18 protein-coding genes are annotated in these 24872 nt (G+C 29.9%); 8 read left to right on the forward strand and 10 right to left on the reverse strand.

Translation table 11 applies throughout. The features are described 5' to 3' along the window. Positions 1 to 11 precede the first annotated feature (11 nt). The 3 genes from ACFOWD_RS05985 to ACFOWD_RS05995 are packed head-to-tail and all read left to right on the forward strand — an operon-like array spanning position 12 to position 4076. Entirely contained in the window at positions 12 to 2276 is a 2265-nt protein-coding gene (locus tag ACFOWD_RS05985; RefSeq protein WP_377408928.1) for a S9 family peptidase, read from the forward strand. Beyond that, positions 2269 to 3516, forward strand: coding sequence for an NAD(P)/FAD-dependent oxidoreductase (locus tag ACFOWD_RS05990; RefSeq protein WP_377408930.1), 1248 nt, complete (start codon positions 2269 to 2271; stop codon positions 3514 to 3516). The genes ACFOWD_RS05985 and ACFOWD_RS05990 overlap by 8 nt, the downstream gene beginning before the upstream one ends. Positions 3517 to 3527: 11 nt before the next feature. Then, entirely contained in the window at positions 3528 to 4076 is a 549-nt protein-coding gene (locus ACFOWD_RS05995) for a 5-formyltetrahydrofolate cyclo-ligase (RefSeq protein ID WP_377408932.1), read from the forward strand. Between the two features lie 3 nt (positions 4077 to 4079). On the opposite strand, the gene ACFOWD_RS06000 is transcribed toward ACFOWD_RS05995, so the two are convergent. Together ACFOWD_RS06000 and ACFOWD_RS06005 are read right to left on the reverse strand one after the other, a co-directional pair. Continuing rightward, positions 4080 to 7355, reverse strand: coding sequence for an amidohydrolase family protein (locus ACFOWD_RS06000; RefSeq protein WP_377408933.1), 3276 nt, complete (start codon positions 7353 to 7355; stop codon positions 4080 to 4082). A 37-nt stretch (positions 7356 to 7392) separates the two neighbouring features. Then, entirely contained in the window at positions 7393 to 8109 is a 717-nt protein-coding gene (locus ACFOWD_RS06005) for a peptidoglycan DD-metalloendopeptidase family protein (RefSeq protein WP_377408935.1), read from the reverse strand. A gap of 79 nt (positions 8110 to 8188) precedes the next feature. Here ACFOWD_RS06005 and ade point away from each other — a divergent pair, with 79 nt between their 5' ends. Beyond that, positions 8189 to 9811 (forward strand): adenine deaminase, encoded by a 1623-nt coding sequence (gene ade / locus ACFOWD_RS06010; RefSeq protein WP_377408937.1) that lies wholly within the window; start codon positions 8189 to 8191, stop codon positions 9809 to 9811. A gap of 36 nt (positions 9812 to 9847) precedes the next feature. Continuing rightward, positions 9848 to 10438, forward strand: coding sequence for a PhnA domain-containing protein (locus ACFOWD_RS06015; protein WP_377408938.1), 591 nt, complete (start codon positions 9848 to 9850; stop codon positions 10436 to 10438). 1 nt (position 10439) lies between these two features. Here the strand turns inward: ACFOWD_RS06015 and ACFOWD_RS06020 are convergent, their stop codons facing one another. After that, positions 10440 to 10940, reverse strand: coding sequence for a DUF456 domain-containing protein (locus ACFOWD_RS06020; protein ID WP_377408939.1), 501 nt, complete (start codon positions 10938 to 10940; stop codon positions 10440 to 10442). 72 nt (positions 10941 to 11012) lie between these two features. On the opposite strand from ACFOWD_RS06020, the gene ACFOWD_RS06025 reads away from it, so the two are divergent. Together ACFOWD_RS06025 and ACFOWD_RS06030 are read left to right on the forward strand one after the other, a co-directional pair. Then, positions 11013 to 12263, forward strand: coding sequence for a tetratricopeptide repeat protein (locus ACFOWD_RS06025; protein WP_377408941.1), 1251 nt, complete (start codon positions 11013 to 11015; stop codon positions 12261 to 12263). A 47-nt stretch (positions 12264 to 12310) separates the two neighbouring features. Further along, positions 12311 to 12781, forward strand: coding sequence for a hypothetical protein (locus tag ACFOWD_RS06030; protein WP_377408943.1), 471 nt, complete (start codon positions 12311 to 12313; stop codon positions 12779 to 12781). Here the strand turns inward: ACFOWD_RS06030 and obgE are convergent. The 4 genes from obgE to ACFOWD_RS06050 all read right to left on the reverse strand — a co-directional run bounded on the left by obgE (position 12778) and on the right by ACFOWD_RS06050 (position 18789). Further along, entirely contained in the window at positions 12778 to 13767 is a 990-nt protein-coding gene (obgE, locus tag ACFOWD_RS06035; RefSeq protein WP_377408945.1) for a GTPase ObgE, read from the reverse strand. The genes ACFOWD_RS06030 and obgE overlap by 4 nt on opposite strands. Before the next feature lie 85 nt (positions 13768 to 13852). Further along, the gene (locus tag ACFOWD_RS06040) at positions 13853 to 14971 is read right to left on the reverse strand and encodes an adenylate kinase (RefSeq protein WP_377408947.1); all 1119 of its coding nucleotides are present in this window, start codon (positions 14969 to 14971) and stop codon (positions 13853 to 13855) included. Between the two features lie 86 nt (positions 14972 to 15057). After that, a complete protein-coding gene (gene secDF / locus ACFOWD_RS06045; protein WP_377408949.1) occupies positions 15058 to 18042 on the reverse strand; it encodes a protein translocase subunit SecDF in 2985 nt (994 codons plus the stop codon). Between the two features lie 147 nt (positions 18043 to 18189). Then, on the reverse strand, positions 18190 to 18789 hold the full coding sequence (locus ACFOWD_RS06050; RefSeq protein ID WP_377408951.1) for a hypothetical protein: 600 nt from the start codon (positions 18787 to 18789) through the stop codon (positions 18190 to 18192). A gap of 118 nt (positions 18790 to 18907) precedes the next feature. Here ACFOWD_RS06050 and ACFOWD_RS06055 point away from each other — a divergent pair, with 118 nt between their 5' ends. Then, positions 18908 to 20584, forward strand: coding sequence for a formate--tetrahydrofolate ligase (locus ACFOWD_RS06055; RefSeq protein ID WP_377408953.1), 1677 nt, complete (start codon positions 18908 to 18910; stop codon positions 20582 to 20584). 98 nt (positions 20585 to 20682) lie between these two features. On the opposite strand, the gene mdh is transcribed toward ACFOWD_RS06055, so the two are convergent. From mdh to gyrB, 3 genes are all read right to left on the reverse strand, one after another. Then, positions 20683 to 21609 (reverse strand): malate dehydrogenase, encoded by a 927-nt coding sequence (gene mdh, locus ACFOWD_RS06060; protein ID WP_377408955.1) that lies wholly within the window; start codon positions 21607 to 21609, stop codon positions 20683 to 20685. 130 nt (positions 21610 to 21739) lie between these two features. Next, on the reverse strand, positions 21740 to 22792 hold the full coding sequence (locus ACFOWD_RS06065) for a DUF6588 family protein (RefSeq protein WP_298991916.1): 1053 nt from the start codon (positions 22790 to 22792) through the stop codon (positions 21740 to 21742). Positions 22793 to 22896: 104 nt separating this feature from the next. Then, positions 22897 to 24834 (reverse strand): DNA topoisomerase (ATP-hydrolyzing) subunit B, encoded by a 1938-nt coding sequence (gene gyrB, locus ACFOWD_RS06070; protein WP_298991919.1) that lies wholly within the window; start codon positions 24832 to 24834, stop codon positions 22897 to 22899. Positions 24835 to 24872 lie beyond the last annotated feature (38 nt).

Below are 24872 nucleotides of genomic sequence, written 5' to 3' on the forward strand. Positions count from 1 at the left end.
TAAAAAATATTATGAAAATTAGAGCAATATTGTTAGTGTTATTCAGTGTAATAATGTTTAGCTGTTACAAAGAAAAAAAGATTGATATACAAGCCAAATATGACAATGCTGTAGATTTTCTATATAATAATTACAATAATAAAAAAGTATTTAATTTAAATACAAACGTAAATTGGTTTCAAGATAATTCAGGGATTTGGTTTATAGATTACAGTAAAGAAAAAAAAGAATATAAAACAGTAAATTTTAATGATTACAAAGTAAAGGCACTTTTTGATTATGATAAACTAAAAAATGCAATAAGTAAACTTAATGATAGTTTTACTGAAAGGAATGGATTAAGTTTTAGCAATTTTCAACCTTTAAAAGAAGGTTTATCCTTTATTTATTCTAATGAAAAATACATTGTAGATTTAAAGACTTATAACCTAAAAAAAGTAGAAAAAACAAAACAACAAGAAGAGAATACGAATCAATCTTTATCACCAGATAAAAAATGGTTGGCTTACACTAAAAATTACAACTTATTTATAAAATCTACTTTAACAAATAGAGAATATCAACTAAGTTCATCAGGTAAAAAAGACTTTCAATATGCCTCTTATTATGGCTGGTTTGATAAAATGAAAGGAGAAAATGGAAACAGACCAGATCGTTTTTTTGTGAATTGGTCTAAAGATTCTAAATATATTTCAACAACTATTGTAGATACAAGAAACGCAGAAAAAATGTTTCTTTTGGATTGGAGTAAAGACGAACTTTTTAAACCTGAATTACTCTCTTATTACAGAGGTTCTCCTGGTGATTCTACTATGGTAAAAATCACTCCAGTAATTTATAATATTGACACAAAAAAAGAGGTAAAAACTAAACTGCCAACAACTACTCATATTAATGCTAGTCAGTTACAATGGACTAATACTTCTGGAACGCTTTTGGCAAGAATTACAAAAAGAGGATATAAAGAGGAAGAGCTTATCTTGTTAAATCTTAAAGATAATTCAACTAAAAAATTAATAGAAGAAACTTCTAATACCAATGTAGAAAATTTTGATTATCAATTAATAAATGATCATAAAATTATTTTTTATTCAGAGAGAAGTGGTTGGAGACAATTGTATTTATTAGATATTTCTTCAGGAAAAACAACAAGATTAACAAGCGATGGTTATGTTGTAAATGATATCAGTTTTATAGATAAAGACAAAGAAACTATTTACTATTTAGCTTCAGGCAAAGAAGAAAATAACAATCCTTACCATCAACAATTGTATTGTGTAGACTTTAATGGGAATGAAAAATTATTAACTGCAGAAAATTTACATCATCAAATCAATTTTTCTAAAGATGGAAAGTATTTTGTAGATAATATGTCTACAATTCAAGAAAAAACAAAAACAGTTCTTAGAGTTTCTGAAACAGGAAAAATTGTAGCGGAATTAACAACTGCAAATGTAGATTGGGCAACTCAAAAAGGATGGGAAGCACCAATACCTTTTTCTTTAATTGGCAAAGACAATAAAACCACAATTTATGGGGCTTATTGGAAACCAACTCATTTTAGTGCATCAAAAAAATACCCTATCATAGATGCAACTTACACAGGCCCTCATACTCAAAGATTTCCAAAATCTTTTGATAGGGCTTTTGCAAATCAAGCAATGGCAGAATTAGGTTTTATTGTAGTACAAATAGATGGTTTAGGAACCACAGGTAGATCTAAGGCTTTTAGAGATTTTTCATACAAAAAAATGGGTAATAATTTAGAAGATCATGTAAAAGCTATAAAACATTTAGCAAATGAAAACTCGTTTATAGATGTCGATAAAGTTGGTATTTTTGGGCATTCTGCTGGTGGTTATGATACAGGTAGAGCTTTATTAGCTTTCCCAGATTTTTACAAAGTAGGTGTTGCTAGTTCTGCAGATCACGATTTTAGAATGGAAAAAGCTTGGTGGCCAGAAATGTACCAAGGTTGGCCTGTAGATAGTACTTATCATCAAATATCTAACGTTACCAATGCTAAAAATTTAAAAGGAAAGTTATTGATTACTCATGGTGGTTTAGATGACAATGTAAATCCTTCTGCCACCTTTAAATTAGCTGAGGCATTTATTAAAGCAGATAAAGAATTCGATTTACTAATATTACCTAGCCAAAGACATGGTTATACAGGTATTCATAGAGATTATTTTATTAAAAAAAGATGGAATTATTTTGTAGAACATCTTTTAAACGAAGAACCAATTTGGGATATTACACTAAAAAATGAATAAAGAAGTTGTTATTATTGGAGGTGGCATTATAGGTTTATCTGCAGCTTATTATTTGCAGAAAGAGGGTCATAATGTTACTATTATTGATAAATCTAATTTTTCATCAGGAGCTTCATATGTAAATGCAGGTTATATTACACCTAGTCATATTATTCCATTATCAGCACCAGGAATGATTACAAAAGGTATTAAATGGATGTTTAATTCAGAAAGTCCTTTTTATGTAAAACCAAGATTAGATGCAGATTTTTTAAAATGGTCATGGTTATTTAAAAAATCGGCCACACATCAAAAAGTAACTAAAGCTATACCTGTAATAAAAAATATTAATCTTTTTAGTAGAGAGTTGTATGAAGAATTAAAATCAGCTAAAGAGTTTAATTTTTCTTATGACCACAAAGGTTTGTTGATGTATTATCAAACTGAAAAAGCAGGAGAAGAAGAATGGGACACAGGTAAAAAAGCCATTGCATTAGGTTTGAAAGTAGAAAATTTAACTAAAGATGAAGTTAAAAAGCTTGAACCTAATGTAGATTTAAATATAAAAGGAGCTGTATATTATCATTCAGATGCACACATGACACCAAATAATTTTATGCAAGAGTTAAAAAATTATTTGCAGCAAAATGGTGTAGTAATAAAAACTAATGAAGAGGTTTTAGATGTACATTTTGAAAATAGAATTATAAAATCTTTAACAACAAATAAGCAAGAAATTAAAGCAGATGAATTTGTTTTATCTTCAGGTGCTTGGTCTCAAAATTTTGCAAAAAAGTTAGGAATTACAATACCTGTGCAAGCAGGTAAAGGTTATAGTATTAATACAGAAAAAGAAACCCCTATTACAATACCAGCCATTTTAATGGAGGCTAAAGTTGCAGTAACACCTATGCAAGGTTTTACAAGATTTGCAGGAACTATGGAAATTGGAGGAATTAATCATGAAATTAATCAAAAAAGAGTAAATGCCATTGCAAAAGCTGCTGAATCTTACTATAAAAACATTAGTATTTCTAATACTGAAAAACAAAATGCTAAATGTGGTTTAAGACCTTGTTCTCCTGATGGATTACCTTATATAGGAAAATCTAAAAAATGTAAAAACTTAACTATTGCAACAGGTCATGCAATGATGGGTTGGAGTTTAGGACCTGCAACTGGTAAGTTGGTTACTGAGTTCATTTCAGAACAAAAAACTTCTTTAAATCTAAGTCCGTTTTCTGTAGATCGATTTTCGTAATTTTATTAATAATGGAGAAATCAGATTTAAGAAAAATCTACAAAGAAAAACGACAACAATTATCTAGTAAAGATATAGAGGAGTTACAAGAGAATATCTATCAACAAATTTATGATTTAGAAATTTCTAATATTAAGAATGTTCATGTTTTTCTATCATTAGAAAAGTTTAAAGAGATTAATACAAACCCTATTATCGATTATTTTAGAAGTCAAAACAAAAAAATTGTAGTTTCTAAAAGTGATTTTACAAATAACTCATTAACCCATTTTTATTTAGAAAAAGACACAGCAATAGCATTAAATAAATACGGAATTCCAGAACCTGTAAATGCAGTACAAGTTTCTGAAAGTAAACTAGATTTAGTATTTGTACCACTTTTAATTTCTGATGAGCTACATTACAGAGTAGGATATGGAAAAGGTTTTTACGATCGGTTTTTAGCCTACTGCAGAAAAGATTGCAAAAAAATAGGTTTAAATTTCTTTAAACCTATTCAAAAAATTTCTGATAGTAATGAATTTGATATTGCTTTGGATGAGGTGATTTATCCAAAATAAAATTTACTCATGACAACTACATCTTGGTGTTAAGAAACTATTCGTGTTCATATTTACTGGCACTCCTTGGTTGTAACCATCCATTTCAAAATAAAATTTTGTTCTTTTTTTATCGTAATTACCAATTTCGTTCATGGTATTTATATCATATAAACGTCCATTAACCATCGTATAAATTACTGAATTAGAGTTTTTAATATCTTCTAAAGGATTTTTATCCATGATAATTAAATCCGCTAATTTGCCTTTTTCTAAAGAACCAATTTCATCAGCAGCACCAATATAATCTGCACCATTAATAGTAGCCGCTTTTAAAGCTTCATGATTGCTTAAACCTCCTTGTTGTAACATCCATAACTCCCAATGAGCGCCTAAACCTTGTAATTGTCCATGTGCTCCTAAATTTACTTTAACACCCTCTTTGGCTAAAGCTGTAACTGTTTCAGATGTTAAAACATGTCCGTTTTTATACTCCTCTTCAGGTACCATAGTTCTATGTCTAGAACGAGTATCAACCACATATCTTGGTGTATATTTTAGTAAGGTTTCATTCTCCCAAACATTATATTTTTGATACCACTCAAACTCACCATTCATACCTCCATAATTTACGATCAAAGTAGGAGTATATCCTGTTTTGCTATTTTTCCAAAGCGATAATACATCTTTATATACAGGATTAACTGGGATGTTGTGTTCAACTCCTGTATGTCCATCAAAAATCATAGACATGTTTGAAAAGAAATTAGAACCACCTTCAGGAACTACATTTACTTTTTGTTCTCTTGCTGCCTGCATAATTTGCTGACGTTGTTCTCTTCTAGGCTGGTTATAACTTTTTATTGATTTTGCCCCAAAAGCTTTGGTTCTTGCAATTGCAAAACGTGCATCATCTAGATTGTTAACTACTGCTTTAAAATCGCCTTCTGCACCATATAAAATAAATCCTGTAGAAAACATTCTTGGACCTACTAAATGACCACTTTTCTGTAACTCTTCTAAAGTAAATGCAGCAGCTGTATGAACAGAAGGATCATGAGAAGTGGTAACACCAAATGCTAAATTAGCATAGAATTGCCAGTGTTTTTGAGTACTTAAACCATTTCTAAAAGCTCCTACATGTGCATGTACATCAACAATTCCTGGCATAATGGTTTTGCCATTCATTTTATAAACTTTGGCATCAGAAGGTATAGTAATGCTTCTAGTATTGCCTATTTGTTCAATCTTATTTTGGTTAATAACAATGGTACCATCTTCAATAACTTCATCTCCATTCATAGTAATAATTCTAGCATTTTTAAATGCAATTCTACCTTCAGGAACATCAGATTTTGTTACCAGATTAATGCTGATTGTAGTTTCTGGATTTTCTGCTAAATTGGTTTTAGCAAACGGATTTGTTGTATTATTTACAACAGATTTTTGAATATAATCTCCACCTAAAGTCCAAAATATTTTATCATTACTTGCAGACCAATGTAAATTGATTCCTGCATTTTTAGACAAGCTCTCTACATGAAATGATTTTGTATTATTATCTAAATTTATTTCGCTACCATTCATTATAAAAGGAGCCATATATAATTTATGAAGATGAATAAATGCAACCCATTTATTATCTGGACTTGGCACTAATCTATTAGCTAGTTTAGATGAAAAGTGGCTGCGTTCTTCTTTACCATTTAAATCAATACTTTTTAAATTTTTGGTTAAACCTCCAAAAAAAGCACCTCCAGTTTGAAAGAAAACACGAGAATCATCTGCAGAAAACATTGGAAATTCTCCACTTTTAGAAATTCTTTTAGCATCAGTACCATCTGTATTTGCTATATAGATTCCTGTCTTTTTTGTGTAATCAAAACCTTGGTCTCCATTACCAGATTCTTTTCTGTATACAATTTTTGAGTTATTACTATTAAAAGCTGGTGTTCTATAAATCCCTTTTTCATTAGTAATTTTCTCCAAATTAGAACCATCTAAATTTACTTTGTAAATAGCCCCTAATTCTTCATCATTCCATGTTACAAATAAAACTGAATTTCCATCAGAAGAGAAACTAGGTTCAGCTTCAAAATCTGTTAAGCTTGTTATTCTTGTAGGAGTTCCATCAGGTAAAACTTTTTTATAAATATGACCTAAAGCTGTGAATACTATAGTATTTCCATCAGGTGAAGTTTTTACATCTTTCACCATTTTTGATGCAAATTGGGGTTCAAAAACTTTACGTTTTACACGATGTGTTTTTGCTAATTTAATTTCTTGATCAACTTGAAAAGGAATATTCGTAATCTGTTTCGTATCAATATTAATTCTGTTGATTTTACCTTGTGCCCATAAAACAATGTCTTTGTTATTTGGCATCCAAGCAAAATGCGGATACACACCAAAAACCGCCCAAGCTTCACTTTGGTCTTTGCTTAAATTCTCATAAATTGGGTACTCTTTTCCTGTTTCTAATTCATGAATGTATAAAACTGACTTTGTTCTCACTCTTTTCACAAAAGCTAACAACTTACCATCTCTAGAAACTACAGGTCTTGCAGCACCTCCAGGCCCACCTGTAATTTGATCTATTTCACCAGTTTCAAAATTGTATCTTTTAATTACATAAATCTGTTTATTTGGATCTTTATTGTATTGAAAATAACCTCCTGGATACATGTCTTCTGCATAATATAAATACTTTCCATCAGGTGAAATAGATGGGTCATTTACATCTTGCTGATCATTTTTTCTTTTTGTCAAACGCAGACCAGCAGTTCCAGAAAGTGGGTATTGCCACATTTCTCCTGCACCAACAGAGCGAGTTGAGGTGTAATGTTTTCTAGCGACTACACTTTTTCCATCTGGTGTCCAAACTGCATTATTTAAAAGCCTATATTTTTCTTTGGTAATCGATTTTGCATCTTTACCATCTGCAGTCATCACCCAAATATTATTACCACCTTCAGCATCACTGGTAAACGAAATGTATTTTCCATTTGGGCTAAATCTTGGCTGAACTTCATAGGCTAATCCTGAACGTAAAACAGTAGTTGTTCCCCCAGAAATAGGCATTTTATAAATATTACCTAATAAGTCAAAAACAATCGTTTTTCCATCAGGAGAAACATCTAGATTCATCCAAGTACCTTCATCAGTATTTAACTGAAAAGTATTGTATAACCAGTTTTCATGAGGGTTATTTACATCCCAATTTTTTGGTTTATCTTCTTTTTGTTGCGCAAAAGCTTGACAAGCTATGAATAGCGTAGCTAATAATATTTTCTTGTACATAAGTGATGTTTATTAATAAGTTCTATAAATGTAGTATTTATATTTTAGATAGAGAATCTAGTTTAAACAGCAAATTTGGGTTAGGGCAAATCATTTTCCAAAATTCAAGTTCACTTTCTAACGCAACTCCAGGAAAATCATTTTGATAATCTAATACATCTAACATCACTTGAAAATGCAAGTGAGGTACCCATTCACCATTTTCTTGATAATCTCCTAAAACTCCAATTTGTTCATTTTTTTTGATGATTTCACCAAGCGAAAAATTCGAAATACTTTCTTTAGAAAGATGCCCATATAAGGTGTAAAATTCAACTTCTTTTCCTATATGTTTTAAGATAACAAAACCTCCATAACCTTTATACGAAGTTTGATGAACTGCACAAATTACTTCTCCATCTAAAAGAGCATGAATAGGCGTGTTTTCTGGTAACCAAAAATCTACTCCTAAATGGATATTTCTTTTTTGATTTGAGTTCTCTGCATTATAAATATCTGATGTATATAGAGCACGTTTTTCTAAATAACCTCCAGCAATAATTTTATCTGAATTTTGCTCTTGAATTTCTGCTAATTTCTCGCCAAAATATTTTGGGTTGTTAAATTCTTCTTCGGTTTTTACAGTGTTGTTTTGTATACTTAAATCTATATGAACAGCTTTGTTTTTATGAACTGTTGGAAACAAATTTTCTAGTGAAAAAGTGTTTTTTTTGGTCCAGCTTATAAATTTTTCAAAATGTAGTTTTTCATCCATAATCAAAAATAAATATTCTATTTCTAATTTTAGATATACACTTTTTATTATTTGTAGATTTGTGTAAAAGCACCAAAAAATGATTGTACAAGGAAACATTGTTGATTTACAAAACAAGCGAATTTTTAAAGGAGAAATAGAGATTGAAAATGATAGAATAAAAGAGATTCGTGAAGTAAATCATACTGTAGAACACTATATTTTACCTGGTTTTGTAGATGCGCACATTCATATAGAAAGTTCTATGTTGGTACCCAGTGAGTTTGCAAAAATTGCAGTAACTCATGGAACAGTAGCCACAGTTTCTGATCCTCATGAAATTGCTAATGTTTTAGGTATTAAAGGAGTTGAGTTTATGATTGAAAACGGAAAAAAAGTTCCTTTAAAGTTCAATTTTGGAGCTCCAAGTTGTGTGCCAGCAACTTCTTTTGAAAGTGCAGGAGCTATCATTGATGCTGATGATATAAAAATAATGATGGAAAATCCAGACATTAAATATTTGGCAGAAATGATGAATTATCCAGGAGTATTATTTGATGATGCAGATGTTTTAGCAAAAATTCAGCATGCTAAAAATGCCAATAAACCCATTGATGGTCATGCACCTGGCTTAAGAGGTAATGATGTTTCTAAATATATTGCTGCAGGTATTTCTACAGATCATGAATGTTTTTCTTATGATGAAGCCTTAGAAAAGTTACAAAAGGGAATGAAAATTATCATTAGAGAAGGTTCAGCTGCAAAAAACTTCGAAGCTTTAATAGATTTATTACCAACGCATTTTAAAAATATGATGTTTTGTTCTGATGATAAACATCCAGATGATTTATTATTAGGTCATATTAATCAATTATGTGCAAGAGCTATTGCTAAAGGAATGGATGTTTTTAAAGTATTGCAAGTTGCTTGTGTAAATCCTGTTCAACATTATAATTTAGATGTAGGTTTACTACAAAAAGGAGATTTTGCTGATTTTGTAGTAGTCGATAATTTAAAAGATTTTAATGTTTTAGAAACGTTTATTAATGGAGAATTGGTGGCTAAAAATGGAGAAAGTTTTGTGAAACATGTTGATTTTGAAATCCTGAATAATTTTAATACCGATTTCAAAAAGATTGCTGATTTTGAATATCATTCAGCATCAGATAAAATAAATGTAATTGAGGCTTTAGATGGAGAACTTATCACCAATAAAATAGAAGCTGATTCTTTACTAATTGATGGTTATTTAGTATCAAATATTGAAACTGATATTTTAAAAATGACAGTTGTTAATCGTTATCAAAATACAGAGCCAGCAATTGCTTTCATTAAAAATTTTGGTTTAAAGGAAGGTGCTATAGCAAGTTCTGTTGGGCATGATTCTCATAATATAATAGCTGTTGGTGTTTCTGATGAACAAATTTGTAAAGCTGTAAATCTTATCATTAAAAATAGAGGTGGAGTTTGTGCTGTAAATGAAAATGTAGAAAAAATTGTGCCTTTACCAGTTGCAGGTATCATGTCAGATAAACCAGCAAAAGAAATAGGTAAAGCTTATGCTGAATTAGATAAAATGGCTAAAAAAATGGGAAGTACACTTAGAGCTCCATACATGAGTTTGTCTTTTATGGCTTTATTGGTAATACCATCTTTAAAATTATCTGATAAGGGGTTATTTGATGGGCATAAATTTAAATTTACTTCATTAGAGGTAAAGTAGAAGTAGTATTTTTGCTAGCATCAATCAAAAAACAAAATGAGTTTATTACAAGATTTAGAAAATAGAAGTGGCAATGCTTGTGAATTATGTGCATCAACAAATAATTTAACTATTTACGAAGTAAAACCAGTATCAACAGCTGGTTTTGATGGTAGTATTTTAGCTTGTGAAACATGTGTAAATCAAATAGAAAATACTGAAGAAATAGATGCAAATCATTGGAGATGTTTAAATGATAGTATGTGGAGCCAATTTAAACCTGTAAAAGTTTTAGCTTGGAGAATGTTACATCGTCTAAAAAAGGAAGGTTGGCCTCAAGATTTATTAGATATGATGTATTTAGAAGATGATGAATTGGCCTTTGCTAAAGAAACTGGAGATCATTTAGAAGATAGTGAAAAGGTAATTCACAGAGATTGTAATGGAGCTATTTTACAGTCTGGAGATTCAGTAGTGTTGATTAAAGATTTAAAAGTAAAAGGGTCTAGTATGGTTGCAAAACAAGGTACAGCAGTTCGTAAAATTTCTTTAGATCATGAAAATTCAAAATATATAGAGGGTAAAGTTGGAGCAACACAAATTGTAATCATTACAGATTATGTAAAGAAAATGGCTGAAAAAGAATAGTTTAAAAGAACTCAGCTTTATACTCCCAAAACTTCATAATAAATAAAACAACATAGACTGTTGCTATAGAAAATTTAATAGTAGTTGATGCTAAGAAGCCAACAAAAGCACCAAATGCAGCTTTAGTTGCTCTATTTGTGTCTTTACTATCATAGATCAATTCACCTAGAAAAGCTCCCAAAAAAGCGCCAATTAAAATTCCAAATGGGATAGGAGATAATAAACCAATAATTAACCCAATTGTGGTTCCATACATTCCGTATTTACTGCCTCCAAAACGTTTAGTACCCAAAGCTGGAATGATATAATCTAAAATCCAAATGAAAATTGCTATAGCTAATGTGATGCCTAAAAATGTATAATTCATGGGTACAATTTTAGTGATATGCAATAACAATAAACCAAACCAACCTGTAATTGGTCCAGGTAAAATGGGTAAAAAAGAACCTATAATTCCAACTAGTGTAAGTAAGAATCCTAGAATTAATAAAAAAATATCCATGTTTATATTTAATTATGTGACGATAGTCTCCATTATTTGTTACATTTTTTTAAATTGTAGCAAAAAATATAAATGAAAAAGATTACCCTATTATTACTACTTTTTTTAGCATTTAATAGTAAAGCACAAACTTCAAACTTTTCTTTATCTGATAGTTTATTTGCAAAAGGAAGGTACAAATTGGCTTTAAAAGTATTAGACGAACAACCAAAAAGTTTTGTGAGTCATTTAAAAAAAGCTACCATTTACGAAAGTATAGATGCTTATAAAAAGGCAATACTAAATTATGAAAAAGCGCTAGAAATCAAAAATGATTATACAACCAAACTAAAGTTAGCTAAGAATTATAGAGCTGTAAAACAGTATAAAAAAGCAATCAAAATATATGAAGATATTATAGACAAAGACTCTTTAAACTTGGTCTTAAAATACCAATTGGGTAAGTTGTACATTATTACTAAAAATCCTAAAAAAGCTGAAAGAACTTTTAAAAGTCTTGAAAAAGAAGATAAAACGAATGCTAATTATTCTTATCATTTAGGCTTGTCTTATGCATTGCAAGGTAAAAGAGATCCAATGATAAATAGTTTTATAGATACTTTTGAGAAAGACACACTTCATGTAAAAGCCATAACTAGATTAGCTAATAGCTTTCAAAAGTTAAGAGATAAAGATTCTACTCAGCTTTTTGTAGAAAAAGGATTGGCGATTTCGCCTAATGATTTTGATTTAAATACGCTTAAAATTAATCAACTTTATAAAGATGAAGAATATGAAAAAGCGATTCCGTATTTATTAAATTTAGATACACTTTACAAAAAGGAAACCTACCCAATGTATTTATTAGGAAGAGCTTATTATCATTTAGATAGTTTAGAGAAAGCAAAAAAGTATTTAACAAAATTATCATTTATAGATAAAGAAGATTTTAAAGCAAATACCTATTTGGGTCATATTGCTTTAAAAGAAAAAGATTATAAACGAGCTCAAGTAAATTATTTAATGGCGACTTATAAAGGAAAAAAGAAACGTGATGAAGAATTTTATGGTTTAGGTACAGTTTATTATAAACAAAAGAATCCTAAAATGGCTATAAAAATGTTTGAAAAAGCACATTTTGAAAATAGAAGAAACTACAGGGCATTATATCAATATGCAAAACTATCTGATGATTACTATAAGGAAAAGAAAATAGCTTACAAACTCTACATTCGTTATTTAGAAAGTGTATATGATAAAGATGAAGACATTACCAATTATGTTAAAAAAAGAATTGCTGAAATAAAAAAAGAGTATTTTATGAAGGGTGAAAGTTTAAAGTAAAATTCTTTTATTTTTAGTAAATTCACGCAATATTTATATTCTATTTTATGCGTAATTTTTTTGTAATCTTTTTGATTGTTTTTTGCAGTGCTTGCAATAAATTTTCATTTACAAAAAAAGAGAACTTTCAACAATTAGATACTATTGTCGATTTTACTTCTGTAGATACTTTTCCTTCTTTTACTGTCTGTGATTCTTTAATAGATAAAAACAAAAAATATAATTGCTTTAGAAATACCATTCATCAAAAAATAGGAAAGGAGTTATTAACCTATTCTTTATCTACAAAAGACACAATTAACGAAACTATATTTGTTGATTTAATAATAGATACTAAAGGAAAAGTACATTTAGAGCAATTAAATTCTTCTGAAAAAATTAAAACAGAATTTCCAGAATTAGATAGTTTATTAAAATTATCTGTAGCTAAACTACCTAAAATATATCCTGCAATAAAAAGAGGAATACCTGTTACCTCAAAATATCAATTGCCAATAAAGATTAAATTGGAGAATTAATTTAGCATCTTCCAAAGTTTGTCTTTTAACTCTTGTAAACCTATTTGAGCCACAGAAGAAATAAATAAAGTTTCAATACCTTTTGGTAAATCTTCTTTAATTTCTGCTTTTAACTCATCATCTAACATATCTGTTTTAGAAATAGCTAACAATCTGTCTTTATCTAATAACTCAGGATTGTGTTTTTTGAGTTCGTTTAAAAGAATTTCGTATTCTTTTTTAATGTCATCAGAATCTGCAGGAATTAAAAATAGTAGGGCAGAGTTACGTTCTATATGTCTTAAAAATCGATGACCTAATCCTTTGCCTTCAGCAGCACCTTCTATTATACCAGGAATATCTGCCATTACAAAAGTGGTGTGATTTCTATTTTCTACAATACCTAAATTTGGTTTTAAAGTGGTAAATGCATAATCTGCAATTTTTGGTTTAGCAGCTGTTAAAACAGATAATAAAGTCGATTTTCCAGCATTTGGGAAACCTACTAGACCAACATCAGCTAATATTTTAAGTTCTATTCTAAACCATCCTTCTTTACCTTCTATACCTGGTTGTGCATACCTTGGTGTTTGATTGGTAGAAGATTTAAAATGCCAGTTACCTAAACCACCTTTACCTCCTTCTAAAAGAATTACTTCTTTATCATGTTCAGTAATTTCACAGATTATTTCATCTGTATCCGCATCTCTAATAATTGTACCTAAAGGTACAGGTATGTAGATATCTTCTCCATCTGCACCAGTACTTCTACTTTTACTTCCAGCTCCACCACCTTCAGCTCTAAAATGACGTTTAAATTTTAGATGAAATAATGTCCACATATTTTTATCACCCTTTAAGATGATATGTCCTCCACGTCCTCCATCACCACCATCAGGTCCTCCTTTGGTAATGTATTTTTCTCTGTGTAGATGAGCAGATCCCTGACCACCTTTTCCAGAGGAAGCGTATATTTTTATGTAATCGACAAAATTTCCTTCAGTCATTTTAATGTTTTTAAATATCATTGAGTAAAGTCAAAAGATCTTAGTTTAGAAGATTTTTCGACAGTGTTCTAGATGATATTATTTTTTATAGCTGGTCAAATACTTTTGCTATTCTTTTTGTAATGTCTTCTATAGAACCCACTCCATCTATACCAAAATATTTATTTTGTGCATCAAAATAATCTTTTAAAATAGCTGTTTTAGTGTTGTATTCGTTAAAACGATTTCTAATTTTTACTTCATCTGTATCATCAGTTCTACCACTAGTTTTTCCTCTCTCTAATAAACGAGTTACTAAAATATCTTCTGGTACTTCTAAAGCAATCATAGCATTTATCTGTTCTCCTTTATCGCTTAAAAAAGCATCTAAAGCTTCTGCTTGTGATTGAGTTCTTGGAAAACCATCAAAAATAAAGCCTTGTGCATCAGCATTTTTTTCTACTTCTGCTTTAAGCATATTTATAGTTACTTCATCTGGCACTAAATCGCCTTCATCCATATATTTTTTAGCTAAAAGACCAAGTTCGGTTTGATTTTTAATATTAAATCGAAACACATCTCCTGTAGATATGTGTACCAAATTGTACATATCTTTTAAAAATGCTGCTTGAGTTCCTTTTCCTGCACCTGGAGGGCCAAATAATACAATGTTTTTCATTTTTGGTGTTGTTGTTAATTGGTATATTTCTGGATAATTTCTGCCTAAACCATTATAGTCTAAACCATATCCTACAATAAATTTATCGTCAATACTTTTACCTATATAATCTATTGGTAATTCTTTTCTAAATACATCAGGCTTAAAAAATAAAGTGGCTACTTTAAGTTGTTTTACATTCTGATGCCTAAATATATTATAAATTTCTTGTAGTGTTGTACCTGTATCTATGATATCTTCTAAAATGATTACAGTTCTATCTGTTAAATCTTCATTTATACCTACAAGTTGTTTTACATTTTCTGAAGTTTTAGTTCCCTGATAAGAAGCTAATTTAACAAATGAAACTTCACAATCTCCATTATATTCTCTAATAAAATCTGCTGCAAATAAGAAACAACCATTTAAAATACCGACAAATATTGGCACTTCTCCTTTTGGTAAATCTGCTTTAACTTGCTCTGCTAAATGTTTTACAATTGCTTTAATTTCAACCTTATTAATGTAAGGTTTAAAATATAAATCTTGAAGTCTTATGATGCTCATTTGTTACAAATATAAAAGCTATTAGAGTAATGAAAAAACCGTTTTGAAACTCATTCAAAACGGTTTTTTATTATTTATAAAAAGAATTATTTATTCTTTTCTTCTTTTTTAGAAGTGTCATACATAATTGGTGTTGCTACAAATAAAGAAGAATATGTACCAACTGCTACACCTACAATTAATGCAAACATAAATCCTCTAATTGAGTCTCCACCAAAAGAAAATATTGCTAACATAACTAGTAAAGTTGTAAGAGAAGTATTTATAGTTCTTCCTAATGTAGAACTTAATGCTTTATCTACTACCTCACTATACTGCCATTTTGTATGTATACCAGCAAATTCTCTAATTCTATCGAATATAACCACAGTATCGTTTAATGAGTAACCTACTACTGTAAGAATTGCTGCTATAAACGATTGACCAATCTCCATATCAAAAGGCATTACCTTATAGAAGATAGAGAAAACACCTAATACAATTAATACATCATGGAATACAGCTACTACTGCACCAATAGAGAATGATACTTTTCTAAAACGTAATAAGATGTATAAGAAAACTACTAATAGAGATCCAAATACTGCATATAATGCTGATGTTTTTATGTCATCTGCAATTGTTGGTTCTACTTTAACGTAACTCATTACTCCTGCACCTTCTTTTTCAAATCCTGGCTTAAAGTTTTCGTAAGACAAATCACCTAAGTAAGATTTTAAACCTGTATATAAAGTGTTTTGTACTTCTTCATCAACTTCTACACCTTCTTCATCAATTCTAAATACAGTTGTTATTTTTAATTGATTATCTGTACCATACGTTTTTACTTCTGGAGCTGTACCAAATGCATCTTTTAAAGTACCAGCAACTTCTGTTGCACTCATATCTTGATCAAAACGAACAACATAAGAACGACCACCTTTAAAGTCTACACCTTGTTTTAATCCTATGGTAAAAATAGATATTAACCCTCCAATAATAATAGCACCAGAGATAAAGTATGCAATTTTACGTTTCTTTAAGAATTCTACATTTATATTTTGGAACCATCCTTTAGAAAAAGAGGTGTTAAATGTTAAGTTAGTTCCTTTATTAACTGCACCATCAATTAAAATACGAGTAATAAAAACTGCTGTAAATAATGAAGTTGCAATACCAATCATTAATGTTAATGCAAAACCTTTAATTGGCCCTGTACCAAAAACATAAAGTATAATACCTGTTAATAAAGTAGTAATATTGGCATCAATAATTGCAGATAAAGCTCCTTTTACAGAGAACCCTTCTTCTACAGATTGCTTTAATCCTTTTTTCTTAAATAATCCTTCTTTAATTCTTTCGAAAATAATAACGTTGGCATCCACAGACATACCAATAGTTAAAATTATACCAGCAATACCAGGTAACGTTAATACAGCATTAAATGATGCTAAAATTCCGAAAATAAATAAGATGTTTACAACTAAGGCAACATCTGCATATAAACCTGCTTTACCATAGTATAAAATCATCCAAAGTAAAACTAAAATAATAGCTAAACCAAATGATAAGAAACTCGCGTTAATTGCTTCTTGACCTAAAGATGGTCCTACAACTTCTGCTTGAATAATTCTTGCAGCTGCAGGTAATTTACCCGCTTTTAAAACAGTTGCAATATCTTCTGCTTCTGCAACAGTCATGCTTCCACCAGAAATGGATGTTCTACCTCCAGTAATTGCTTGATTTACAGAAGGAGCAGTGTATACATAATCATCTAAAACAACAGCAACAAATTTACCTACATTATCTGCAGTCATTTTTGCCCATTGTTTAGTACCAGAACTATTCATAGTCATTGAAACTTCTGGCTTGTTTAATTGATCAAATACTTGAGCTGCATCTAAAATTACATCACCTTCAATAGTTGGTTTCCCTTTTCTATTCGATTTTATAGCATATAAACCAATAAATTGCTCTGTATTTTCATCAACATTTTTGTTATCAAAAGGTTTATAATCCCATAAAAACTTAGCATATCTAACTTCTGATGGTAATAAAGCTCTTACTTCTTTTTTAGCTAATAAATCATTAACAGTTGCAGTATCTAAAACTCTTGCTTGAGCAACTAAAGAGCTAACTTGTTGCTGTGATTGAGCAACATTAGGTAATAAATAAGTAAATAAGTTTTTCTGAACTTTAGTAGAATCTGCAGTTTCTCCTAATAAATCATCAATATCATCTTTTTTAACTGAGTCTTTTTCTTTTTCAATTTCAGAATCATCTTTTAATAATTCTGCAACTTTAGCATTTGCAGCAAAGAAAAAGTTTTGCATTTCTGCATTACTATATACTTCCCAAAACTGTAATTCAGCTTTACTTGTAATTAATTTTGTAACACGATCTATATCTTTTGCTCCTGGTAATTCAATCTGAATTCTACCTGAATTTCCAATTCTCTGGATGTTTGGTTGTGTTACACCAAACTTATCAATTCTACTTCTTAATACTTCAAAAGCAGTACCTATAGAACTATTAATTTCTTCTTGTAAAGTTTCTTTTACTGTTGCGTTTTCTTCGTTAAAAGCAATTTTTTCACTTAAAGCTTTTGTTCCAAAAATAGAAGGATCACTTAATTTAGTGTCTCCAGCAATTTTTTCAAATTCTTCAAAAAACAGATTTAAATAAGTATCATTACTGTTTTTTAATCTTTCGTCTGCAGCAGTTAAAGCATTATTAAAAACTTCGTTTTTAGACTCATTAGATAAACTTTTTAAAACCTCTTTTACAGAAACTTGTAAAATAGCATTAATTCCACCTTTTAAGTCAAGACCAAGGTTCATTTCTTTGTCTTTAACATCATTATAAGAATATTGAGCTATTCCTAGGTTTATAATGTCTTTATTTGCTACACTATCAAGATATTTTCTCTCTAGGTTTGCTTTTTTTCTAGCATCGTTATCAGAAACTTTAGATTCTGCATAAACGTTAGCTTCGTCTTCTACTTTATTGGCTAAAAAAGTGAAGGATAATTGATATAAACTTACCAATCCAAAAAGGATTGCAAATACTTTTATAAGTCCTTTATTTTGCATTTTTAAATGATTTGTTTGTCTGTAATTTTTAAAACGAGCAAATATATAGCTTCTTTAAAAACTTGACAATTGTTTTTTATGTTTGTTTTATTTGATGATGAGATGAGTCTCAGTAATTTATAGTGCTTATATGCACCTTTTTTAGTTTTAAGAAAATAAATAAAAAGGCCCAGCTCTTACTTCTGGTTTTGTGCAAGAAGATATTTCTTTAACTAAGAAAATATTTTTATTTACTCTATATTTTGTTTTTACTTGTTGATGAGTTTGATGATCATCAAACGATTTTAGAAGTACTTGATAGTCTGAAGTTATGAATCTATCAGAAATAAATTGATGTTCTAAAACATAACTGTCATTTAAATTAGAACTGTTAATCTCTTTATTTAATTCATAAACGTCTAGGCTATAATCAAAAACAAATTTTTCTTTTTGATTGTTTTTTGAGTCTTGATGAACGATTAAAATATTTTCTTGAAGTACTTTTTTTATAGTAATAACATCAACATTACTAAAATAAGAAATCTTTAAACTACCATTTTTAGCTTTATTAATATTTATGTTGCTTACGCCAGCATTTAAAAGCTTTTCTTTAATGTTAGCAATAGTTATATCTATTGCATTTTTATTAGATTCTACATCAACAAATTCTAAAATAATTTCTTGGTTAGGTGTAGAAACTTCTTCATGAAAAGCTCCAAAAAGTGTAAATAGAAAAAAAAGTGTACTAATGTACCATTTTGCGTTCATGGCCCAAATATATTAAAAAAAGATTGCTTTTACTTTAGAAGTTACATTCTTATTTAACTATGAAAATTAAAATAAGAAACTTAAAAAATGACTATATTTAATTATTCAAATTAATAGTATGAAATATCAATCAGACATAGAAATAGCACAGTCAAAAGAACTGAAACACATTAAAGAAATTGCTCAGAAAATAAATGTAAAAGAAGATGATTTAGAAATGTATGGTAAATACAAAGCTAAGTTACCTTTATCATTAATTGATGATGAACAAATAGCACAAAACAACTTAGTTTTAGTTACTGCTTTAACACCAACTCCTGCAGGAGAGGGAAAAACAACTACATCTATAGGTTTAACAGAAGGATTAAATAAAATAGGAAAACAAGCTACAGTTGTTTTAAGAGAACCATCTTTAGGGCCCGTTTTTGGAATTAAAGGTGGAGCAGCTGGTGGAGGATTTTCACAAGTGGTACCAATGGAAGATATCAACTTACATTTTACTGGCGATTTTAATGCAGTTGAAAAAGCTAATAATTTACTCTCTGCATTAATTGATAATAATATTCAAAGTAAAACCAATAACCTAAATATAGACCCTAGAACAATTCTTTGGAAAAGAGTTATAGATATGAATGATCGTTCTTTACGAGACATCACTATTGGTTTAGGAGGTACAGCTAATGGAGTTCCAAGACAAGATGGTTTTAATATAACACCAGCATCTGAGGTTATGGCTATTTTATGTATGGCATCAGATTTAGAAAATTTAAAAGAACGATTAGGAAATATATTTATAGGATTTACTTACGACAACAAACCCATTTTTGCTAAAGATTTAAAGGCAGAAAATGCTATGGCTATTTTATTAAAAGATGCTATAAAGCCAAACCTAGTGCAAACTTTAGAAGAAAATCCTGCAATTATTCATGGAGGTCCTTTTGCTAATATTGCTCAAGGTACAAATACAATTATAGCTACAAAAATGGGATTATCATTATCTAATTATGTAGTAACTGAAGCTGGTTTTGGTGCAGATTTGGGTGCAGAAAAGTTTTTAAACATTAAATCTCAATTTGCAAAACTAAACCCAAAATGTGTGGTTTTAGTGGCAACAATTAGAGCTTTGCGTCATCATGGAGGAGCAAAATCAGAAGATTACAATACACCAAGTTTAGAAAAGGTTAAAGACGGATTTAAAAATCTTGAAAAACATATAGAAAATATTAGAAAGTTTAATATTGAACCAGTAGTAGCAGTAAATGCTTTTACATCTGATTCTGAAGAAGAAATAGATTTTGTCGTAAAAAAATGTGCTAATTTGGGTGTAACTGCTGTTTTATCTAAAGGTTGGGAAAAAGGTGGAGAAGGTACTACTGAATTAGCAAAAGCTGTTGTAGAAGTTGTTGAACATAAGGCTTCTAATTATAAACCTTTATATGATTGGAAATCTCCAATAAAAGATAAAATAGAGGTAATTGCTAAAGAAATTTATGGAGCCATTAATGTAGAGTATAGTAAACAAGCCCAATTAAATTTAAGAAGAATAGATAGGTTAGGATTTAATGATTTTGCTGTTTGTATGGCAAAAACTCAAAAGTCTTTTTCAGATAATGATGCACTAATTGGAAGACCAGAAAATTTTACAGTTACAGTTCGTGAAATAGAAATTGCATCTGGTGCTCAATTTGTCATTCCTATTTTAGGTAAGATGATGCGTATGCCTGGACTACCAGCAAAACCTGCATCAGAAAATATGAGTATTGATAAAAATGGAGTTATCTCTGGATTAAGTTAATGAATGAAGAAGGATGTAGGAAGTGGGAAGCATAAAAAAATAAAAAATCCAATATTTTTAAAAATATTGGATTTTTATTTTTGTCTAATGTATAAAGTCTAAAGCTCTAATAATCCGTTAGTTTTTGAAACTCCTTCAGCAGATTCTTCTAAATGTGCTTTTTCAGCATCAGATAAATTAATTTCTACAATACTTTCAATACCATCTTTCCCTAAAACAACAGGAACTCCAATACATAAGTCATTTAAACCATATTCACCTTCTAATAAAGTTGAACAAGGGTAAATTTTCTTTTGGTCACAAGCAATGGCTTGCACTAATCCACTTACAGCTGCTCCAGGAGCATACCAAGCAGAAGTACCTAATAATTTAGTTAATGTAGCTCCACCAACTTTAGTATCTTCTTTTACTTGATTTAATCTTTCTTCAGAAATAAATTCAGAAACTGGCACAGAGTTACGAGTAGCTAATCTTGTTAAAGGAACCATGCCTTTATCTGAATGACCACCTATAACCATTCCATCTACATCAGAAATAGGAGCACCTAATGCTTCTGCTAATCTATATTTAAAACGAGCTGAGTCTAAAGCACCACCCATTCCAATAATTCTATTTTTTGGTAATCCTGTTGTTTTATGAACTAAATAAGTCATAGTATCCATAGGATTTGAAACTACAATAATGATAGTGTTTGGAGAATGCTCAATTAAGCTAGAAGAAACTGTTTTTACAATACCTGCATTAATGCCAATTAATTCTTCACGAGTCATTCCTGGTTTTCTTGGAATACCAGAAGTAATTACACAAATATCTGAGTTTGCAGTTTTGCTATAATCACTTGTGCTACCTGTAATTTTTGTGTCAAAACCATTTAAAGAAGCAGTTTGCATTAAGTCCATAGCTTTACCTTCAGCATAGCCTTCTTTAATGTCTAATAAAACCACTTCTGAAGCAAAATCTTTAATTGCAATATATTCTGCACAACTTGCACCTACTGCTCCAGCACCAACAACTGTAATTTTCATCTTATTATATTTTTTTGTTATAAAATTTATTTATTGCAAAAATACGATTTAAAAAATATTTTTTTGTGATATATATCATAAAAAAAGACATCATTTTTAGATGTCTTTTTAGTTTGTATAATATTGTAAATTATCTGATACTAAAAGCAATACCTGCACTATAAGTATTAAATTCTTGTAAAGTGTAACTACCAAATATTTTAAAGAAACCAAGACTTAATCTTGCACCTACAGTTGTAGTAAATCCACTAACATCATAATCTAAGTTTAATGGATCGTTTAATATTCTTGTATAATTTACAAGACCATCTTGGTATTGTAGTTCATATCTACCACTTAAATTTAAAGATGATGAGCCTCCTATATAGCCAAAACCTCCATAAATATTTATTATTGGAAAGTTTAAAGAAGCAATAGCCTGAATTGTATGAGATTTTAAATCTAATTCACCTAAACCATTTGTAATATTTACATCATTTCCTGATGGGTCATCAATTACGCTTGAAACAGTCATATTAGTAAAGGCTGCCATAATTGATATGTGTAAAGGTGTTTTATCTAAAGGTCCAAACCAACTAGTGATTTCTTTTTTAACACCTAAACCAAATAATTTTCCTTTTACATCATCACCAATTTCAGGAGCATAACGTAAACTAGCTTCTAATTTCCAAGGTAAACCAACGTTTACTTGTACTGCAGGTGTTGGGACACCACTCATTGGTAAATCATCTCCAAAACCATCTGGCATTGTAAAGTTTCTTCTTAATTCTGGATGTACTCCTCCATTAATATTTGGATCTGAGTTTGCAGGGATAGTTACTTCAAAAGCATTAGTAACTGCAACTCCACTACCTAAAACTGTTGGTGAGGTTGATGGATTTTGAGTTATCTTACTAGATAGGTTTAAACTATTTACATTAAAGGTCTCCATTGATGATGGTGCTGTAGAAATATTAGCTCCGATGGTAATATCAAATCCTAGTATTTTATGAACTTTGGCAGTATGATACCAACCATTACTCATACCATAAATAAAACCCTCTGATGCTGGTCTTAAATATTCTAATGTTAATTTATTCGCGTCTGAAATATCAGCAAAAAGAATATTTTCTATTCCATCTTGTGCTTTTGAATTGATGCTGAAAGCGAATACAGTTGCAATAATTAAAAGATACTTTTTCATTTTTCTTTAGTTTGATTAATATTATAGTAAAGATAAAAAAAAATACACACTATTTTAAAGTGTGTATTTTTTGTGTGATGATTTATAAGTTTATATGCTTAATATTATGCGTCTATATTTGCATATTTAGCATTACGTTCTATAAAGTCTCTTCTTGGAGGCACTTCATCTCCCATAAGCATAGAAAATACTCTATCTGCTTCAGTTAAACTATCAATAGTTACTTGACGTAAAGTTCTAAACTCTGGGTTCATAGTAGTATCCCAAAGTTGTTCTGCATTCATTTCTCCTAAACCTTTATACCTTTGGATGTTTACTCCACCACCCATTTTTTGAGCTATTAAATCACGTTGGTTATCATCCCAAGCATATTCTCTTTTTTGTCCTTTTTTAACTAAATATAAAGGAGGAGTAGCAATGTAGATGTAACCTTGTTCAATCATTTCTCTCATATATCTAAAGAAGAAAGTTAAGATTAAAGTCGCAATGTGAGAACCATCAACATCGGCATCACACATAATTACTACTTTATGATAACGTACTTTAGAAAGATTTAATGCTCTTGGGTCTTCTTCAGTACCTATAGAAACGCCTAAAGCTGTAAACATGTTTTTGATTTCTTCGTTTTCAAAAACTTTATGTTGCATTGCTTTTTCAACATTTAAGATTTTACCTCTTAATGGAAGAATTGCTTGAAAGTTTCTATCACGTCCTTGTTTTGCAGTACCCCCTGCAGAATCTCCCTCAACTAAAAAAATTTCACATTGAGCAGGATCTGTTTCTGAACAATCTGATAATTTACCAGGTAAACCACCAATACTCATCACAGTTTTACGCTGTACCATTTCTCTGGCTTTACGTGCTGCATGACGTGCTTGAGCTGCTAAAATTACCTTCTGTACAATTGTTTTAGCATCATTTGGGTTTTCTTCCAAATAATTGGTCAACATTTCAGAAACTGCTTGTGAAACAGCAGAACTTACTTCTCTGTTTCCTAATTTCGTTTTTGTTTGACCTTCAAATTGTGGTTCTTGAACTTTTACAGATACAATTGCTGTTAATCCTTCTCTAAAATCATCTCCAGCAATTTCGAATTTTACATTTTTTAATAATCCAGATTCATCTGCATACTTCTTTAAAGTGCTTGTTAGTCCACGTCTAAAACCAGATAAATGTGTACCTCCTTCATGAGTGTTGATGTTGTTTACATAAGAATGTAAATTCTCTGAATAAGAAGTGTTATATACCATTGCAACTTCTACAGGAATGTCATTTTTTTCACCTTCCATAGAAATTACTCCAGCTGTTAGTTGCTCACGAGTAGAATCTAAATATTTTACAAACTCAGATAAACCTTCTGTTGAATGGAAAGTTTCAGAAATGAAGTTGCCTTCATCATCTGTTCTTCTTTTATCAGTTAAAGTAATGGTAATTCCTTTATTTAAATATGATAACTCTCGCATTCTAGTAGCAAGTGTATCATAATTATATTCAGTGGTTTGTTGAAAGATAGATTTGTCTGGTAAAAAAGTAACAATTGTTCCTGTAAAATCAGTTTCACCAACAGTTTTAACAGGATATAAAGTTTTACCACGTTTGTATTCTTGTTGCCAAATTTTACCTTCTTTATGAACAGTAGCTGTTAGATGATCTGATAATGCATTAACACAAGAAACACCAACACCATGTAAACCACCAGAAACTTTATAAGAATCTTTATCGAATTTACCACCAGCACCAATTTTAGTCATTACAACTTGTAATGCAGAAACTCCTTCTTTTTTGTGTATACCAACAGGAATTCCACGCCCATTATCTTTTGTTGTAATTGAATTATCTTCGTTAATGGTAACATCAATTCTATCACAATGACCAGCAAGAGCCTCATCTATAGAGTTATCTACAACTTCATAAACTAAATGGTGTAAACCTCTAATACCAACATCTCCAATATACATTGATGGACGCATTCTTACATGCTCCATTCCTTCTAATGCCTGAATACTGGAAGCATCATATTCTTTTTTTATTTCTTCGCTCATTTTAAAAGTGAATTATTAAGTTTTTGGTTCATAAAAAA

This window comes from Polaribacter marinivivus (genome assembly GCF_042651285.1).
Classification (GTDB): domain Bacteria; phylum Bacteroidota; class Bacteroidia; order Flavobacteriales; family Flavobacteriaceae; genus Polaribacter; species Polaribacter marinivivus.

Excerpts from the sequence above, each read along its gene's own strand:
- ACFOWD_RS05985 (WP_377408928.1), top strand. The coding sequence starts at position 12 with ATGAAAATTAGAGCAATATTGTTAGTGTTATTCAGTGTAATAATGTTT.
- ACFOWD_RS05990 (WP_377408930.1), top strand. The coding sequence starts at position 2,269 with ATGAATAAAGAAGTTGTTATTATTGGAGGTGGCATTATAGGTTTATCT.
- ACFOWD_RS05995 (WP_377408932.1), top strand. The coding sequence starts at position 3,528 with ATGGAGAAATCAGATTTAAGAAAAATCTACAAAGAAAAACGACAACAA.
- ACFOWD_RS06000 (WP_377408933.1), bottom strand. The coding sequence starts at position 7,355 with ATGTACAAGAAAATATTATTAGCTACGCTATTCATAGCTTGTCAAGCT.
- ACFOWD_RS06005 (WP_377408935.1), bottom strand. The coding sequence starts at position 8,109 with ATGGATGAAAAACTACATTTTGAAAAATTTATAAGCTGGACCAAAAAA.
- ade (WP_377408937.1), top strand. The coding sequence starts at position 8,189 with ATGATTGTACAAGGAAACATTGTTGATTTACAAAACAAGCGAATTTTT.
- ACFOWD_RS06015 (WP_377408938.1), top strand. The coding sequence starts at position 9,848 with ATGAGTTTATTACAAGATTTAGAAAATAGAAGTGGCAATGCTTGTGAA.
- ACFOWD_RS06020 (WP_377408939.1), bottom strand. The coding sequence starts at position 10,940 with ATGGATATTTTTTTATTAATTCTAGGATTCTTACTTACACTAGTTGGA.
- ACFOWD_RS06025 (WP_377408941.1), top strand. The coding sequence starts at position 11,013 with ATGAAAAAGATTACCCTATTATTACTACTTTTTTTAGCATTTAATAGT.
- ACFOWD_RS06030 (WP_377408943.1), top strand. The coding sequence starts at position 12,311 with ATGCGTAATTTTTTTGTAATCTTTTTGATTGTTTTTTGCAGTGCTTGC.
- obgE (WP_377408945.1), bottom strand. The coding sequence starts at position 13,767 with ATGACTGAAGGAAATTTTGTCGATTACATAAAAATATACGCTTCCTCT.
- ACFOWD_RS06040 (WP_377408947.1), bottom strand. The coding sequence starts at position 14,971 with ATGAGCATCATAAGACTTCAAGATTTATATTTTAAACCTTACATTAAT.
- secDF (WP_377408949.1), bottom strand. The coding sequence starts at position 18,042 with ATGCAAAATAAAGGACTTATAAAAGTATTTGCAATCCTTTTTGGATTG.
- ACFOWD_RS06050 (WP_377408951.1), bottom strand. The coding sequence starts at position 18,789 with ATGAACGCAAAATGGTACATTAGTACACTTTTTTTTCTATTTACACTT.
- ACFOWD_RS06055 (WP_377408953.1), top strand. The coding sequence starts at position 18,908 with ATGAAATATCAATCAGACATAGAAATAGCACAGTCAAAAGAACTGAAA.
- mdh (WP_377408955.1), bottom strand. The coding sequence starts at position 21,609 with ATGAAAATTACAGTTGTTGGTGCTGGAGCAGTAGGTGCAAGTTGTGCA.
- ACFOWD_RS06065 (WP_298991916.1), bottom strand. The coding sequence starts at position 22,792 with ATGAAAAAGTATCTTTTAATTATTGCAACTGTATTCGCTTTCAGCATC.
- gyrB (WP_298991919.1), bottom strand. The coding sequence starts at position 24,834 with ATGAGCGAAGAAATAAAAAAAGAATATGATGCTTCCAGTATTCAGGCA.